The sequence below is a fragment of the Blastococcus sp. SYSU DS0753 genome, assembly GCF_054051175.1.
In genome coordinates this window covers 1-16,015 of the sequence record NZ_JBJHAT010000001.1, presented here as the reverse complement: position 1 = coordinate 16,015, position 16,015 = coordinate 1, and the positions used below count along the sequence as shown (strand labels likewise).

Annotated in this window: 16 protein-coding genes and 2 riboswitches; of the genes, 10 read left to right on the top strand and 6 right to left on the bottom strand. The window is 77.1% G+C overall.

All coding sequences use genetic code 11. The features are described from left to right. Window positions 1-20: 20 nt before the first annotated feature. Entirely contained in the window at window positions 21-1,112 is a 1,092-nt protein-coding gene (locus ACI799_RS00080; RefSeq protein WP_456612047.1) for a cobalt-precorrin-5B (C(1))-methyltransferase, read from the top strand. 74 nt (window positions 1,113-1,186) lie between these two features. Here ACI799_RS00080 and cobM read toward each other — a convergent pair whose 3' ends face one another. The 6 genes from cobM to ACI799_RS00050 form a co-directional block, all read right to left on the bottom strand. Then, the gene (gene cobM, locus ACI799_RS00075; protein ID WP_456612046.1) at window positions 1,187-1,927 is read right to left on the bottom strand and encodes a precorrin-4 C(11)-methyltransferase; all 741 of its coding nucleotides are present in this window, start codon (window positions 1,925-1,927) and stop codon (window positions 1,187-1,189) included. Next, window positions 1,924-3,156 carry a precorrin-6y C5,15-methyltransferase (decarboxylating) subunit CbiE gene (cbiE, locus tag ACI799_RS00070; protein ID WP_456612045.1) on the bottom strand — a complete coding sequence of 411 codons (1,233 nt, stop codon included), beginning with the start codon at window positions 3,154-3,156 and terminating at the stop codon, window positions 1,924-1,926. Before cbiE ends, cobM begins: the two co-directional genes overlap by 4 nt. Window positions 3,157-3,252: 96 nt before the next feature. Beyond that, the gene (locus ACI799_RS00065) at window positions 3,253-3,690 is read right to left on the bottom strand and encodes a hypothetical protein (RefSeq protein WP_456589699.1); all 438 of its coding nucleotides are present in this window, start codon (window positions 3,688-3,690) and stop codon (window positions 3,253-3,255) included. Further along, window positions 3,683-4,279: a TetR/AcrR family transcriptional regulator gene (locus tag ACI799_RS00060; protein WP_456612044.1), complete on the bottom strand. Its 597-nt coding sequence runs from the start codon at window positions 4,277-4,279 to the stop codon at window positions 3,683-3,685. Before ACI799_RS00060 ends, ACI799_RS00065 begins: the two co-directional genes overlap by 8 nt. Window positions 4,280-4,384: 105 nt before the next feature. Next, window positions 4,385-5,146, bottom strand: a complete 762-nt coding sequence (locus tag ACI799_RS00055) for a maleylpyruvate isomerase family mycothiol-dependent enzyme (protein WP_456612043.1) — start codon at window positions 5,144-5,146, stop codon at window positions 4,385-4,387. Between the two features lie 16 nt (window positions 5,147-5,162). After that, entirely contained in the window at window positions 5,163-5,807 is a 645-nt protein-coding gene (locus tag ACI799_RS00050; protein WP_456589702.1) for a TetR/AcrR family transcriptional regulator, read from the bottom strand. Window positions 5,808-5,934: 127 nt separating this feature from the next. Further along, a riboswitch (cobalamin riboswitch) is annotated at window positions 5,935-6,061 on the top strand. A gap of 73 nt (window positions 6,062-6,134) precedes the next feature. Here ACI799_RS00050 and ACI799_RS00045 point away from each other — a divergent pair. The 9 genes from ACI799_RS00045 (at window position 6,135) to ACI799_RS00005 (ending at window position 15,962) form a co-directional block, all read left to right on the top strand. Next, window positions 6,135-8,237: a putative cobaltochelatase gene (locus ACI799_RS00045; RefSeq protein ID WP_456612042.1), complete on the top strand. Its 2,103-nt coding sequence runs from the start codon at window positions 6,135-6,137 to the stop codon at window positions 8,235-8,237. Continuing rightward, the gene (gene cobO / locus ACI799_RS00040; protein WP_456595447.1) at window positions 8,237-8,851 is read left to right on the top strand and encodes a cob(I)yrinic acid a,c-diamide adenosyltransferase; all 615 of its coding nucleotides are present in this window, start codon (window positions 8,237-8,239) and stop codon (window positions 8,849-8,851) included. Before ACI799_RS00045 ends, cobO begins: the two co-directional genes overlap by 1 nt. Further along, on the top strand, window positions 8,848-10,245 hold the full coding sequence (locus ACI799_RS00035) for a cobyrinate a,c-diamide synthase (RefSeq protein ID WP_456612041.1): 1,398 nt from the start codon (window positions 8,848-8,850) through the stop codon (window positions 10,243-10,245). The genes cobO and ACI799_RS00035 overlap by 4 nt, the downstream gene beginning before the upstream one ends. Next, window positions 10,232-10,933 (top strand): energy-coupling factor ABC transporter permease, encoded by a 702-nt coding sequence (locus ACI799_RS00030; protein ID WP_456589706.1) that lies wholly within the window; start codon window positions 10,232-10,234, stop codon window positions 10,931-10,933. Before ACI799_RS00035 ends, ACI799_RS00030 begins: the two co-directional genes overlap by 14 nt. Beyond that, a complete protein-coding gene (locus ACI799_RS00025; RefSeq protein ID WP_456595445.1) occupies window positions 10,930-11,250 on the top strand; it encodes an energy-coupling factor ABC transporter substrate-binding protein in 321 nt (106 codons plus the stop codon). Before ACI799_RS00030 ends, ACI799_RS00025 begins: the two co-directional genes overlap by 4 nt. After that, window positions 11,247-11,984: a cobalt ECF transporter T component CbiQ gene (cbiQ, locus tag ACI799_RS00020; RefSeq protein WP_456600408.1), complete on the top strand. Its 738-nt coding sequence runs from the start codon at window positions 11,247-11,249 to the stop codon at window positions 11,982-11,984. The genes ACI799_RS00025 and cbiQ overlap by 4 nt, the downstream gene beginning before the upstream one ends. Next, a complete protein-coding gene (locus ACI799_RS00015) occupies window positions 11,981-12,826 on the top strand; it encodes an energy-coupling factor ABC transporter ATP-binding protein (protein ID WP_456600409.1) in 846 nt (281 codons plus the stop codon). The genes cbiQ and ACI799_RS00015 overlap by 4 nt, the downstream gene beginning before the upstream one ends. Next, complete coding sequence (cobA, locus tag ACI799_RS00010; RefSeq protein ID WP_456612040.1) at window positions 12,823-14,472, top strand: uroporphyrinogen-III C-methyltransferase; 1,650 nt, start codon at window positions 12,823-12,825, stop codon at window positions 14,470-14,472. The genes ACI799_RS00015 and cobA overlap by 4 nt, the downstream gene beginning before the upstream one ends. Before the next feature lie 146 nt (window positions 14,473-14,618). Next, window positions 14,619-14,772, top strand: a riboswitch (cyclic di-AMP (ydaO/yuaA leader). A 14-nt stretch (window positions 14,773-14,786) separates the two neighbouring features. Continuing rightward, on the top strand, window positions 14,787-15,962 hold the full coding sequence (locus ACI799_RS00005) for a C40 family peptidase (protein ID WP_456612039.1): 1,176 nt from the start codon (window positions 14,787-14,789) through the stop codon (window positions 15,960-15,962). Window positions 15,963-16,015: the final 53 nt, after the last annotated feature.

Sequence of the window (16,015 nt, the reverse complement as noted above, 5' to 3'; positions counted from 1 at the left end):
CCGCCGTGCATGCTGATCACGTGACGACGGCGGACCGGACGGACGGCACGGGCCTGCGCTCGGGCTGGACCACGGGCGCCTGCGCGACCGCGGCGGCCACCGCCGCCTACACCGCGCTGCTCACCGGCGAGTTCCCCGACCCGGTCACGATCGACCTGCCGCACGACCGGCACCCGTCGTTCGCGCTGGCCATCGAGCGCCTCGAGGACGGCGCCGCCACCGCCGGCGTGGTCAAGGACGCCGGAGACGACCCCGACGTCACCCACGGCGCGCTCGTCTCCGTGCGGGTGACCCACGGGGCACCCGGCAGCGGGGTCACCTTCCGCGCGGGCGAGGGCGTGGGCACGGTGACCAAACCCGGGCTGCCGCTGGCGGTCGGCGAGCCCGCGATCAACCCGATGCCCCGGCAGTTCATCGCCGCGCACGTGGCCGCGGTCGCCGCCCGCCACGGCGGCTCCGGGGACGTCGTCGTCGAGGTGTCGGTCGAGCACGGCGCGGAGCTCGCCCGCCGGACCTGGAACCCTCGGCTGGGCATCCTGGGCGGGCTGTCGATCCTGGGCACCACGGGCGTCGTCGTCCCGTACTCCTGCTCGGCGTGGATCGACTCGATCCGCCGGGGCATCGACGTGGCCCGCGCCGCCGGGTACGCGCACGTGGCGGCCTGCACCGGCAGCACCAGCGAGCGGGTGGCCGTCGAGACGTACGGGCTGCCCGAGGACGCGCTGCTGGACATGGGCGACTTCGCCGGGGCCGTGCTCAAGTACCTGCGCCGCCACCCGATCGGCCGGCTCACGATCGCCGGCGGCATCGGCAAGCTCGCCAAGCTCGCCGACGGGCACCTCGACCTGCACTCCGGCCGCTCGCAGGTGTCCTTCGAGTCGCTGGCCGGCCGGGTGCGCGCCGCGGGCGGACCCCCGGAGCTGGTCGACGGGGTGCGGGGCGCCAACACCGCGCTGGACGCGCTGCAGCAGTGCCGGGCGGCCGGCCTCCCGCTGGGCGACCTGGTGGCCGCCGCGGCGCGGGAGACCGCGCTCGGCGTGCTGCGCGGCGCCCCCGTGGCGGTCGACGTGATCGTCATCGACCGCGCGGGCACCGTGGTCGGCCGGAGCTAAGCCTCGTCCGGTTGGACGGCCCTGCTGCAGGGGCCCGCCGCGAGCTCGCGAGCGGTGGGGGGCAGCAGGGTCCTTCATCGGCATCGGCTCGTCGAGTAGAGGTGGCTGTCGGGGAACTCCCCGGCGGTCAGCACCGAGCCGACGATCACCACCGCCGTCCGCTTCACCCCGGCGTCGGCGACCTGCGCCGCGATGTCGGCCAGGGTCCCGCGCAGGACCAGCTCGTCGTCCCGGCTGGCGCGGGCGACGACGGCGACCGGGCAGTCGGCGCCGTAGGAGGGCAGGAGCTCGGGCACCAGCTCGGCGATCCGCTGCACCGCGAGGTGCAGCACCAGCGTGGCGCGGGAGGCGCCGAGGGTGGCCAGGTCCTCGCCCGGCGGCATCGGCGTGGAGCGGGCCGAGGTGCGGGTCAGGATCACCGTCTGCCCGACGCCGGGAACGGTCAGCTCACGCTTCAGCGAGGCGGCCGCCGCGGCGAAGGCGGGCACGCCCGGGACGACGTCGTAGGGCACGCCGGCCGCGTCGAGGCGCCGCATCTGCTCGCCCATCGCGCTGTAGACCGACGGGTCGCCGCTGTGCAGCCGGGCGACGTCGAGCCCGGCCTCGTGGGCCGCGACCAGCTCGGCGGTGATCTGGTCGAGGTCGAGGTTCGCGGTGTCGACCAGCCGGGCGCCCGGCGGCGCGGTGTCCAGCAGCTCGCGGGGCACCAGCGCCCCGGCGTACAGGCACACCGGCGCCGTGGCGATGAGCCGGGCGGCCCGGACCGTGACCAGGTCGGCGGCGCCGGGCCCCGCGCCGATGAAGTGCACCGTCATGGCTTGACTCCCGACCAGATCGTCACGGGCATGGCCGCCTTCCAGCCGGTGAAGCCGCCCACGGGTGCGGCGGTGGCGACGGCGAGGCGCACCAGCTCGCCACCGTGCCGCGCGTACCGGTCGGCCAGCACCGCCTCGCTCTCCAGCGTGACGGCGTTGACCACCAGCCGGCCACCCGGCGGCAGCGCGGCCCAGCAGGCGTCCAGCACGCCGGGGACCGTCGCGCCGCCGCCGACGAAGACGGCGTCGGGGGCGGGCAGGCCCGCCAGCGCCTCGGGGGCGCTCCCCCGCACCACCCGCAGGTCGGGGACGCCGAGCCGCCCGGCGTTGCGCGCGATCCGCTCGGCCCGCTCCGCGCGGGACTCGACCGCGACCGCGCGGCAGGACGGGTGCGTCCGCATCCACTCGATGCCGATCGAGCCGGCACCGGCTCCGACGTCCCAGAGCAGCTGGCCCGGCAGCGGGGCCAGCCGGGCCAGGGTCACCGCCCGCACGTCGCGCTTGGTCAGCTGGCCGTCGTGCTCGTAGGCGTCGTCGGGCAGGCCCGGAACGGTGGGCAGCGGCACGGTGCCCGGGTCGGCGACGACCTCCACGGCGGTCACCACCAGCGGGTCGGTCTCGGCGTGCGGCCACCCCGCGGCGGTGCCGGTGAACCGCCGCTCGCCCGGCCCGCCCAGCTGGGCCAGCGCGATGACCCGGGTGGCGCCGTACCCCCAGGCCACGAGACGGTCCGCGACCGCCGCCGGGGACGACGTGTCGGACCCGAGCACCAGCAGCCGCCGGCCCGGCGTCACGTGCGGGGCCAGCAGCTCCACCGGCCGGCCGACGACCGTTACCACCGTCGTCTCCTCCACCGCCCAGCCCAGCCGCGCGCACGCCAGCGTCACCGACGACGGGTGCGGGACGACGTCGACCGCGTCGGCCCCGAGGACCCGCACCAGCGAGGTGCCGATCCCGGAGAACATCGGGTCGCCGCTGGCCAGCACGACTACCCGCCGGCCGGGGTGCGCCGTGGGCAGGGCGCGGATCGCCGGCCCCATCGGCGAGGGCCAGGGCACCCGCTCCGCGGCCACCGACGGCGGCACCAGAGCCAGCTGGCGCGCGCTGCCACGCAGCACCTCGGCCGTCTCGATGGCCCGCCGTGCCGTCGGCGACAACCCGTCCCAACCGTCCGCGCCGATGCCCACGACCACGATCGGGCGCTCGGCGGGGACCTCGGGGGCTGGCACGGGCGCCGATCCTAGGCAGCCCTCCCGACCGCGGCCGGCGCACGGGTGCCGGGCTGCGCCGGCCGGGCCGCGGTCGGGGTCGCGCGCCGCAGCGGATCAGGCGGGCGCGAGGCCGCCGGCGTGCAGCCGGCGCTTGGCGACCGCGATGGGCACCTGCCCCACGACGGCAGGCAGCACCCAGAACACCGGATTGGCCGTCTCGGCGACCAGGAGGGCGGTCACGAGGGCTATGTAGGAGCCGCCGAGCAGGTGCGGCTGGAGCGTGGCCCAGTGGTGCCACGCCCGCCGGCGGGCGAGCGCGCCCGCCACGGCGAGCACCTCCGTGAGCACGGCGACCGGCAGCAGCCAGAGCAGACCCGGCGACGTCGCCGCGAGCACCCCGCCGGTGACGGCCGCGACCACGACGGCGACCTGGTAGCCGGCCGCCGCGGCAACGCCCCGAGCACCCGCGCGACGGGCCGCGAGCCACACGGGCCCGAGGAGCAGCCCGGCGGTCCCCGCGAGGACGTGGACACCGAGCAGGGGGTCATCCATGGCCGGTCTTCCTTCCCGGTGAACCGAACAGCATCCCGGCCGCACGCCGGGCGAGCTCGAGCAGCGCCTCACCACCGCCGTCGGGGGCGAGACCGGCTCTGGCGAGGTTCCCGGTCGCCGCCAGCCCGGCGAACCCGTGGACCAGGGACCACGCGGCCACGACCGCGGCCCGCGCGTCGTCGACCCGACCGTCGACGGTCAGCGCGTCGACCCCGCGCTGGAGCACCGCGAAGGTCCGGGCCCGGGCAGCGGAGAGCTCGCCGTCGTCCGGGTCGAGGACGTCGGGGGCGAACATCACCGCGAAGTGACCGGGGTGGTCGCGGGCGAAGCGCACGTAGGCCACGCCGACCTCGCGGAAGTCGGAGGCGGCCGCGTCCTCGAGGGCACTGGCGAGCATCCGGTGGCCCTCGGCGGCCAGCGCCGTCAGCAGACCGGTCCGTGAGGCGAAGTGGTGCCGGTGCGCGGCGTGGGACACGCCCGCCGAGCGGGCGAGCGCCCGGATCGAGACCTCGGCGACGCCGGAGCGGGCCGCCACCTCGGCCGCGGAGCGCAGCAGCACCGCGCGGAGGTCGCCGTCTGGCCGGGTCACACCAGCAGCTTGCCACTGACAACTTGCCAGTGACAAGCACTGATGGACGGCGCTGCTCGGCGACGCGGCCGGGGCCTGTCGCTCCGTCGACCGGCAGGGGCGGGATCAGAAGGGCACCTGCTGGCCCAGGAGGCCGGCTCCGCTGCCCCGGCCCGAGAGGACCCGGCAGAACTCGACGGCGTCGAGCTCCAGCTGCTCGCCGTCCGTCCCCGCCGACCACTGGCCGCCGGCCGGGCCGGTGAGGGTGAGCCGGTACGGCCGGCCGTGCCGCCCGGCCCACTCGGCGACGACGTCGGCGACCAGCACCCCGTCGTGCTCGGGCGTGAGCTCGGGCTCACGGCCGGTCGCGCGGCTGACGTCGACCCGGTGCATCCAGACGTCGCGGGTCAGGACGACGTCGAGCAGGAAGCCGATCCGCCAGAACTCGCGGACCGTGCCGTTGACCTGCTCCTCGGGCAGCTTGACCCGCCCCGCCACCCGGGACAGCCGGCGCCGCCCCCGCAGCGCACGCGGCGCCGTGACCTCGAGCGCGGCGACGACTGCCGGGCCGTCGAGGTCGGCGTGCGCCCGCACCTGCACGTCGGTCAGCGCGTCGATGCCGCCCCCGGCCTTGCCGGCGAGCCGCTGCTGGCGGGCCATCTCGCACACCGAGGCGGCCATCTCCGCCATCCCGAGCACGTGCGCGGCCATGGCCCGCACGTCCCAGCCCGGGCAGTCGGTGGGCCGGCTCCAGTCGTCGGCGTCCAGCTGCCGGAGGAGGGCGACGATGCGCTCGTACTCCGTGGCGGCGAGGCGGTAGGCGGTGTCCCGGTCCAGGGCGGCGGACCGCGGGCGGGGACGGGCAGGGGCAGGAGAGGGAGCGGTCACGACGGACCTCCTCGGATCAGCGGGTGGATGGGTTCCTCTGGTGGTGGCCGAGCCACATGTCCATGACGTCGGGCAGGACGGTGGTGAAGGCGCCGGTTTCGAACGGCTCGCCGGGCGCGTTGGACAGCTGCTGGGAGATGACCCCGCCGACCAGCGCCGTCCAGGCGCGGTAGGCGCGGTCGAGGTCGACGTCCGCGGCGAGGTGCCCGGCGTCCCGCAGCCGGGCCAGCAGCGCGCGGGACTCCGCGTCCAGCGCGACGGCCGGCTCGTACGCCCGCGGCGAGGGCGTGAAGCCGGGCACCGGGCGCCAGAACATGAGCGCGGAGTGGGCGGGGTGCTCGACGGCCCAGCGCACCAGGGCGGTGGTGCCCGAGCGCAGGGCGTCGAGCGGGTCGGCGTCCTCCCGCGTCGCGCCGGCGTGCCGCAGCACGTCGGCGAGCGCACGCCAGCCGCGTTCGAAGAGGGCGTCGTAGAGCGCGTGCTTGCCGTCGAAGTACCCGTAGAGGGACGGCGGGCGGATGCCCATCCGGCGGGCCACCTCACCGAGGGTCAGCCCGGCGACGCCGTGCTCGGTCATCACCTCCACGGCGACGGCGACGACCTCCTCGATCGTCTCCTGCCGCCGCCGTTGACGGCGGTCCGGCGGTGCCGCCCCGGTCACAGGCGCATTGTTTTCCTAACGGCGTTAGGAAGTCAACGAGGTCTTAGGTCGCTATCGGGCGGCGGGGGGTCTGTCGCCGGCCGGGCCGCTCGTGGTCTGATGACGCAGCCACACGCGACGGCAGCGGAGGAAGCCCGGTGAGAATCCGGCGCGGTCCCGCCACTGTGACCGGGGAGCCCGTCCCCACGCTCGGCCACTGCTCCCCCGGGAGCGGGAAGGTCGGGGACGGGCGTCGAGCCGGGAGCCAGGAGACTCCAGCCGTCGTCCCTGCCACCTCCGGGCGTGGACACCCGGGGAGAGGACGCGTGCCATGCGCGGGTACCCCGCATGAGCTTTCCCTTCACCGCCGTCGTCGGCATGGACGACCTGCGGCTGGCCCTGCTGCTCAACGCCGTCTCCCCCGCCGTCGGCGGGGTGCTGGTGCGCGGCGAGAAGGGCACGGCGAAGTCGACGACGGTCCGCGCGCTGGCCGCCGTCCTGCCGCCGGTCGACGTCGTCGCGGGCTGCCGCTTCGGCTGCGACCCGGCAGCGCCCGACCCCGCCTGCCCCGACGGCCCGCACGAGCCGGGTGCGGCGGCCCGCACCCGCCCGGCCCGGCTGGTCGAGCTGCCCGTCGGCGCCTCCGAGGACCGGCTCGTCGGCTCCCTGGACCTGGAACGGGCGCTCACCGAGGGGGTCAAGGCCTACGAGCCGGGCCTGCTCGCCGCCGCCCACCGCGGGGTGCTCTACGTCGACGAGGTCAACCTGCTGCACGACCACCTGGTCGACCTGCTGCTCGACGCCGCCGCGCTGGGCACCGCGTACGTCGAGCGCGAGGGCGTCTCGGTGCGGCACGCCGCCCGCTTCCTGCTGGTCGGCACCATGAACCCGGAGGAGGGCGAGCTCCGCCCGCAGCTGCTGGACCGGTTCGGGCTGACCGTGGAGGTCGCCGCCCCGCGCGACCCCGCCGTCCGCGCCGAGGTCGTGCGCCGGCGGTTCGCCTCCGACGCCGACCCGGCCGGTTTCGCCGGGCAGTGGGCCGCCGACGAGTCCGCGCTCGCCGCCCGCATCGCCGACGCCCGCGCCCGCCTGCCGCACGTCACCCTCTCCGACACCGCGCTGCGCCAGGTCACCGCCGTCTGCGCCGCGTTCGACGTCGACGGTCTGCGTGCGGACATCGTCACCGCCCGCGCCGCCATCGCGCACGCCGCCTGGTGCGGCCGCGACGAGGTGACCGAGGACGACGTGCGGGTGGCCGCACGGCTGGCGCTCCCGCACCGGCGCCGGCGCAACCCGTTCGACGCACCCGGGCTCGACGAGGAGACCCTGGACCGGGCGCTGGAGGACAGCCGCCCCGAGGACGACCCGGAGCCCCCGGACGGCCCGCAGGACGGCGGCCCGGACGACAGCGGCCCGGACGACAGCGGCCCGGACGGCGGTGGCCCGGACGACGGCGGCGGCCCCGGCGCGGACCCAGGCATAGGAAGCAATACACCCATGTCCGACGCCGAGACGCAGGTAGAGCCTCCTATGCCTGGGGACGACGGGGGGGAGGTCCCGCCGACGACCGCCCCGCGCGGTGAGGGCGGCGGGCACACCGACGCGGCCCCGGCTCCGGAGAAGGCCGCGGTCGCTCCGTCCGACCCGTTCCGCACCCGGCGGCTGGAGGTGCCCGGGATCGGCGCCGGGGCCGCGGGCCGCCGGTCGCGCGCGCGGTCGGAGCGCGGCCGGGTGGTCGGGTCGACCCGCCCCGAGGGCACCGTCACCAAGCTGCACCTCGCCGGCACCGTGCTCGCCGCGGCGCCCCACCAGCGCGCCCGCGGCCGCAGCGGCCCGGGGCTGCGGATCGAGCGCGACGACCTGCGCCAGGCCGTGCTCGAGGGCCGCGAGGGCAACCTCGTGCTGTTCGTCGTCGACGCCAGCGGCTCGATGGGCGCCCGCTCCCGGACGGCCGCGGTGAAGGGCGCCGTGCTCTCCCTGCTGCTCGACGCCTACCAGCGCCGCGACAAGGTCGGGCTGATCACCTTCCGCGGCGGCGCGGCCGAGCTCGCCCTGCCACCCACCTGGTCGGTCGAGGCGGCCGCCGCCCGCCTCGGCAGCCTGCCCACCGGCGGGCGCACCCCGCTGGCCGCCGGGCTGCTCGAGGCCCACCGCACGCTCACGCTGGAGCGGGTGCGCGACCCGCGGCGCCGGCCGCTGCTGGTCGTCGTCACCGACGGCCGGGCCACCGGCGCGCGCGGCGGCGACCACCTGGGCGAGGCCCGCCGGGCGGCCGGGCTGCTCGCGGCGGCGGACGTCGCGAGCGTCGTCGTCGACTGCGAGTCCGGGCCGGTACGGCTCGGGCTGGCGGCGTCCCTGGGGCTCCAGCTCGGTGCGCAGACGCTGCGCCTGGAGGAACTGGGCGCCGAGTCCCTGGCCAGCACGGTCCGCGACGTGCGGAAGGCCGCCTGATGCCGCAGGGACAGGTCGCCGTCGTCCCGCAGGACGGGCTCACCACCCGGCAGCGCCGCAACCGCCCGCTGCTCGCGGTGCACACCGGCGAGATGAAGGGCAAGTCCACCGCCGCGTTCGGCATGGCGATGCGGGCGTGGAACCAGGGCTGGTCGGTCGCGGTCTACCAGTTCGTCAAGAGCGCCAAGTGGAAGGTCGGCGAGGAGAACGCGCTGACCGCGCTGGGCCGGCTGCACGAGCAGACCGGTGAGGGCGGGCCGGTCGTCTGGCACAAGATGGGCGCGGGCTGGAGCTGGTCGCGCAAGCACGGCGAGGAGACCGACCACGCCGCCGACGCGGCCGAGGGCTGGGCACAGATCAAGCGCGACCTCGCCGCCGAGGCGCACCGGTTCTACGTGCTCGACGAGTTCACCTACCCCCTGAAGTGGGGCTGGGTGGACGTCGACGACGTCGTCGCGACGCTCACCGCCCGGCCCGGCAGCCAGCACGTCGTCATCACCGGACGGGACGCTCCCCCGGCGCTGGTCGAGGCCGCCGACCTGGTCGTGGAGATGACGAAGGTCAAGCACCCGATGGACGCCGGCCAGAAGGGCCAGCGGGGGATCGAGTGGTGACCACGGGCGGGCGGGAGCTGCCCCGGATCGTGGTGGCCGCACCGTCGAGCAACGCCGGCAAGACGTCGGTCACCACCGGGCTGATCGCCGCCCTCACGGCCCGGGGGCTGACGGTCTCCCCGCACAAGGTGGGCCCCGACTACATCGACCCCGGCTACCACGGGCTGGCCGCCGGGCGGCCGGGCCGCAACCTCGACCCCTGGCTCGTCGGCGAGGAGCGGATCGCGCCGCTGCTGCTGCACGGGGCCCGCGGCACCGACGTCGCCGTGGTCGAGGGCGTCATGGGGCTGTTCGACGGCGCCACCCACCCGAGCGTCGAGCCCGGGTTCGCCTCCACCGCGCACGTGGCCGGGCTGCTGCGCGCGCCGGTGGTCCTCGTGGTCGACGCCTCCTCGCAGGCCCGCAGCGTCGCCGCCCTCGTGCACGGGTTCGCCACGTTCGACCCGTCGGTGCGGCTCGGCGGCGTCGTGCTCAACCGGGTCGGCAGCGACCGGCACGAGGCGATCCTGCGCGAGGCGCTCGGCGCCGCCGGCGTTCCGGTCCTCGGGGCGATCCGGCGGCTGGAGACCCTGCACACGCCCTCCCGCCACCTGGGCCTGGTGCCGGCCGCGGAGCGCTCGGCCGAGGCGGTGGCCACGGTGCGCCGGCTCGGGGAGGTCGTCGCCGCCGGGGTCGACCTGGACGCCGTGCTGCGGCTGGCCCGCTCGGCACCCGACCTCGCCGAGCAGCCGTGGGATCCGGCCGCGGAGGTGGCGCCGACCGGCAGCCGGCCGCGCATCGCGGTCGCCGGCGGCCCGGCGTTCACCTTCGGCTACGCGGAGAACGCCGAGCTGCTCGCGGCCGCCGGTGCCGAGGTGGTGACCGTCGACCCGCTGCGCGACGAGGCACTGCCCGCCGGCACCGCGGGGCTGGTCGTCGGCGGTGGCTTCCCCGAGGTCTACGCCGCCGAGCTGTCGGCCAACGAGTCCCTGCGCGCCGACGTCGCCGCGCTCGCCGCCCGCGGGGCACCGATCGCCGCCGAGTGCGCCGGCCTGCTGTACCTGGCCCGCGAGCTGGACGGCGTCCCCATGTGCGGGGTCCTGGACGTCGGGACGGCGATGGCCCCCCGGCTCACCCTCGGCTACCGCGCCGCGGTGGCGACCACCGACTCCGTGCTCGCCGCGGCCGGCACCCGGGTGCGCGGCCACGAGTTCCACCGCACCCACGCCGATCCCCCGGCCGGCCCCACCCCCGCCTGGCAGTGGGCCGCCACCGGTCCCGAGGGGTTCGTCTCCGGCGGGGTCCACGCCTCCTACCTCCACCTCAACTGGGCCGGCAGCCCCGAGCTGGCCCAGCGCTTCGTCACCGCCTGCGCCCCCGCCGTCCGAACGGAGCACGCCCGTGCACATCGCTGAAGGCTTCCTGCCCGCCGGCCACGCGATCGGCTGGACGATCGCCGCCGCGCCCTTCGTCGTGCACGGCGCCCGGGCCGTGGTCAAGGAGGTGCGGGAGAACCCGGAGTCGACGCTGCTGCTCGGCGCGGCCGGGGCGTTCACCTTCGTGCTGAGCGCGATCAAGCTGCCGAGCGTCACCGGCAGCTCGAGCCACCCGACCGGCACGGGGCCGGGCGCGATCCTCTTCCGGCCCCCGGTGATGGCGCTGCTCGGCACGGTCGTGCTGCTGTTCCAGGCGCTGCTGCTGGCGCACGGCGGGCTGACCACGCTCGGTGCCAACGCCTTCGCCTTCGCCGTCGTCGGGCCGTGGGCCGGGTACGCCGTCTACCGGCTGACCCGCGCCGCGGGGGCCGGGCTGCTACCCGCCGTCTTCGCCGGGGTCGCGGTGGCCGACCTGGCCACCTACGTCACCACGTCGGTCCAGCTCGCGCTGGCCTTCCCCGACCCGGCCAGCGGCCTCGCCGGGGCGCTGGCCAAGTTCCTCGGCGTCTTCGCCGTCACCCAGATCCCGCTGGCCATCGGCGAGGGCCTGCTCGGCGTGCTGCTCTTCCGGGTGCTCACGGTCAACGCCCGCCCCGAGCTCGAGCGGCTCGGCATCCTGAAGCCCGCCCCCGTTCCCGCGGCCGTGCCCGCCGGAGGTGCCGCGTGAACCGCCGCGCGCTCGTCAACGCCCTCCTCGTCGTGGCGGTGGTCGCGCTGTTCGCCGTTCCGCTGCTCCTCGACGGGGGCAGGTCGGAGTTCGGCGGCACCGACGCCGCGGTGACCGAGGAGCTCGAGGCCGACGGCTACACCCCGTGGTTCGACTCGCTGTTCAGCCCGTCCGGTGAGGTGGAGTCCGGCCTGTTCGCCCTGCAGGCGGCCCTCGGCGGTGGCGTGCTCGGCTACGTGCTGGGCCGGCTGCGCGGCCGGCGGACGGCAGCTCCCGCGCCCGCCACGAGCACGCCGGCGGAGACCGACCCGCGGTGAGCGGCCTCGCGGTCGACGACGCGGCGTGGCGCAGCGCATGGCGCGGGCGTTCGCCCGGGGACAAGCTGCTGCTCTGCGCCGGCCTCGTCGGCTGCGCGCTGGTGCTGCCCGCCTGGCCGGGCAGCGTGCTCGTCGGGCTCACCGCCGTCGGACTGGCCCTCGGCCCGGCCCGGGTGCCCGCCCGCACCTTCGGCCGGGCGATCCGCTGGCCGCTGGCGTTCATCGCGATCGGTGCGCTCACCGCGGTGGTGTCCGTCGGCGACGGCGGCATCGGCTGGGCCCCGGACGCCGCCGCGCAGGCCGGCTCGCTGGTCGGGCACGCGGTCGCCGGCAGCGCCGCGGTCCTCCTGCTGGCCACCACCACGCCGATGTCGGACCTGCTGCCCGCGCTGCGTCGGCTCCGGGTACCGGCCGCGGTCGTCGAGGTGGCGGGCGTGATGTACCGGCTGCTGTTCGTGCTGCTCGACAGCCTGCACACGATCCGCGAGGCGCAGACGGCGCGGATGGGCTGGTCCTCACCGCGCCGCTCCTACCGCTCCGCCGGGCTGCTCGCGGCCGGGGTGCTCACCCGCTCCTGGGACCGCGCCCGCCGGCTGCAGGAGGGCCTGGCCGGCCGGGGCATGGAGACCGACCTGCGCGTGCTGCCCGAGGTGCTGCCGTCGTCCCGGCTCTTCCTGGCCACCGCGCTCACCGGCCTGGCGGGGATCGTCGCGATCAGCGTGGTGGTGGCATGAGCCACCGGACCCTCGGCGCCACCGGGCTGGTCGTCGGTTACGAGCGCGGCCGCCCGGTCCTCGACGGCGCCGACCTCACCGTCCCCGCCGGCCGGCGGCTGGCCGTGCTCGGGGCCAACGGCTCGGGCAAGACCACGCTGCTGCGCTGCCTGTCCGGCGCGCTGGCGCCCGTCTCCGGCGCGGTGACCGTGGACGGGGTGCCGCTGGAGCACACCCGCCGCGGCCTGCGGCAGCACCGGCAGACCGTCCAGCTGGTGCTGCAGGACCCCGACGACCAGCTGTTCTCCGCTTCCGTGGCGCAGGACGTCTCGTTCGGCCCGCTCAACCTGGGGCTGGACGAGGACGCGGTGCGCGCGCGGGTGGCCGAGGCCCTGGACCTGCTCGCCGTCGACCACCTCGCCGCCCGGCCCACCCACCAGCTCTCCTACGGAGAGCGGAAGCGGGTGGCGATCGCCGGTGCGGTGGCGATGCGGCCGTGCGTGCTGCTGCTCGACGAACCCACCGCCGGGCTCGACCCCTCTGCGGTCACCGAGGCGCTGGCCGCGCTGTCCCGGTTGCAGGAGCACGACTCCACCGTGGTGATGAGCACCCACGACGTCGACCTGGCGCTGCGCTGGGCCGACGAGGTGGCCGTCGTCGTCGACCGCGCGGTGGTGCAGGGCGCCCCTGACGACGTCCTCGGCGACGGCGAGCTGCTGGCCCGCGCGCGGCTGTCCCGCCCCTGGGCGCTGGAGGTGGGTGCCCGGCTGCGCGAGCTCGGTCTGCTCCCCGAGGGCCCCCTCCCCCGGGACGCCGCCGGGCTGCTGGGCGCCCTGCCCGACCGTCCCGGCGTGCCCACGTGAGGACCGTCGGCATCGGGCTGTCCTCCGGGGTGAGCGCCGCCGAGGTGCTCGCCGCCGTCGACGCCGTCCTCCCCCGGCCGTGCGGGCCGGTCCGGCTGGCCACCCTGGACACGCGCGTGCGCGAGCCGGGGCTGGTGGACGCCGCCGCCCGGCGCGGCTGGCCGCTCGCCGGTCACCCGGCCGAGGCGCTGGCCGGGGTGCGCGTGCCCGCACCGTCCGGCGCGGTCGCCGACCGGGTGGGCACCCCGTCGGTCGCCGAGGCGGCGGCGCTCCTCGGGGGCGGGGTGCTCGAGGTCGGGAAGACGGTGCGCGGCCGGGTGACCGTCGCCGTCGCGCGGCCGCCGGACCCGACCGCCGACCCGCACCGGACCACCCCCACCGATGCAGCAGGAGGACCCGTGACCACCCAGCCCACCGGCGACGGCGTGCACCCGGTCGGGCTGCGGCTGGCCGGCCGGCGCGTGATCGTCGTGGGCGGGGGTACGGCCGCGCACCGCGGGGTGACCGGCCTGCTCGCCGCCGGCGCGGAGGTGACGGTGGTCAGCCCGGGCCTGACGCCGGCGCTGGAGTCGGCCGCCACCGCCGGGCACCTGGAGTGGTGGCCGCGGCGCTACGCCGCCGGGGATCTCGCCGGGGCGTGGTTCGCGCTGGCCGCGACCGGCGATCCCGACGTCGACACCGCGGTGGCCCGGGACGCCGACCGGCACCGGATCTTCTGCGCCCGCACCGACGGTGCGCGGGCCGGCGCCGAGCTGCCCGTCACCGGCCGCGCCGGCGACCTCGTGCTGGCGGTGCACGACGCGGCCGCCCCCCGGGCGGCGGCCGGGCTCCGCGACGCGGTCCTCGCCGGGGTCGCCGACGGCACCCTGCCGGTCCGCCGTTCCGACACCGGGGCGGGGCGGGTCGTCCTCGTCGGTGGCGGCCCGGGTGATCCGGGGCTGATCACCGTGCGCGGCCGGCAGGCGCTGGCCACCGCCGACGTCGTCGTCGCCGACCACCTCGGCCCCCAGCCACTGCTCGCCTCGCTCCCCCCCGAGGTCGAGGTCGTCGACGCCTCCAAGCTGCCGCGCGGCCGCTCGATGGCCCAGGAGACCATCAACGACCTGCTGATCACCCACGCCCGCGCCGGCCGCCGCGTCGTCCGCCTCAAGGGCGGCGACCCCTTCGTCTTCGGCCGCGGCTTCGAAGAGGTCCAGGCCTGCACCGACGCCGGCATCCCGGTCGAGGTCGTGCCCGGCATCACCAGCGCCGTCGCCGTCCCCGCCCTCGCCGGCATCCCGGTCACCCACCGCGGCCTCACCCACGAGTTCGTCGTCGTCTCCGGCCACCTGCCCCCCGGCCACCCCCAGTCACTGGTCGACTGGGCCGCCCTCGGCGCACTGCGCGGCACCCTCGTCGTCCTCATGGGCGTCGACACCGCCCCCGCCATCGCCGCCGCCCTCGTCGAGCACGGCCGCGCACCCGACACCCCCGTCGCGGTCGTCACCGACGGCTCCACCCCCACCCAGCGGTCGCTGCGCACCACCCTGGCCAACCTCCCGGCCACCCTCACCGAGCACGCAGTCCGCCCCCCGGCGGTCTGGGTCGTCGGTGAGGTGGTCCACCTCACGTCAGCCGACCGCGGGCGTGTCACGGCGCGTCGGTGACTGGGCGTGAACGCCCGCCGGACTGTCGGCCACGGTGCTGGACGAAGTCGTCCCCAGGCATGGTGATCGGCCGGATCGGCACCTAGCGTGGGCCCGTCCGGACGGACCCTCTCGTCACTCGACCCGTGACAGCCGCCCGGACGCCGCCGAACCACCCGCCGGATCCGTCCGGCACCCGGACCGGGGACCCAACGCACCACCTGGGGTGAAGCGACGAGCGGCCCGCACGGGCCGTCCGCCGCCGGGCGACTTCCCGCCCGAACCCGTCAGCTAACCCGGTAGGCGGCCGTGGAAGAAAGGAAGACCCGCCGAACATGGCGAGTTCGCTCAGCCCTGCCCACCGCCGCATCACCGGACGGCGGGCCCTGCTGGCCCTCGTGGCCGCCGGCGGCGTCGTCCTGGCGCCGCTCCCCGCCGTCGCCGACCCCGAGCCGGCCACCTCCCAGGAGGCCGCGGACCTCGTCGCCGCCCGCGCGCACGACCTGGAGGTGCTCACCGAGCGCTTCAACGAGACCCGCGAGCACCTCAAGGCGGCGCAGGCGTCCGCCGACGCGGCCGCCGAGGAGCTCACCGCCGCGCAGGCCGCCCTGGCCCAGGCGCAGGACCGCGTCCGCACGGTGGCCCGCAGCGCGTACACCGGTGACCGGCTGGACACCGTGACGGCGATGCTGACCAGCGGCTCGCCCACGGAGCTGATCGACCGGGTCGGCCTGCTCGACACGATCGCCGCCCACAACAACGGCGTGCTCGGGGAGGCCCGGACCGCCGGCGAGGACGCCGAGCGCGCCCGTGCGGACGCCGAGCGGGCCGCGGCGGACGCCCAGGCGCAGGTCGACCGCGTGAACGCCGAGCGGGCGCGCCTCGACGAGGAGATCGCCGTCTACCAGGCGCACTTCGACCGGCTGAGCGCCGAGGAACAGCGCGCCTCCCGCGCCGCCGCCGAGCGGCACGCCGCCGAGGAGGCCGCCGCGGCCCAGGCAGCCCAGGCCGCCGAGGAGGCGCCGGCCGCCGCCCCGGCTCCCGCCGCCCCGGCTCCCGCCGCCCCGGCTCCCGCAGCCGCGGCTCCCGCCCCGGCCCCCGCGGCTCCCGCCCCGGCCCCCGCCCCCGCGCCGCCCGCGCCGGTGTCCGGCGGCAGCGGCGCGGCGCAGACCGCGGTGAACACCGCCATGGCCCAGATCGGCGACCCCTACGTGTGGGCGGCCGCCGGCCCGAACGCCTTCGACTGCTCGGGCCTGGTGCAGTACGCCTATGCGGCCGCGGGCATCAGCCTGCCGCACTCCAGCCGCATGCAGTCGACCATGGGGACGCCGGTCTCCCGCTCCGCCCTGCAGCCGGGTGACCTGGTCTTCTTCTACAGCCCGGTCAGCCACGTCGGCATCTACATCGGCAACGGCCAGATGGTGCACGCCGCCACGTCCGGTGTCCCGGTGAAGGTCGCGTCGATCGACTCGATGGGCGGCTACAACAGCGCCCGGCGGATCGCCGGCTGACGACCGCCGGCTGAGACACCCGGGCGCGCGGGGCGGTCCGTCCGCCCCGCGCG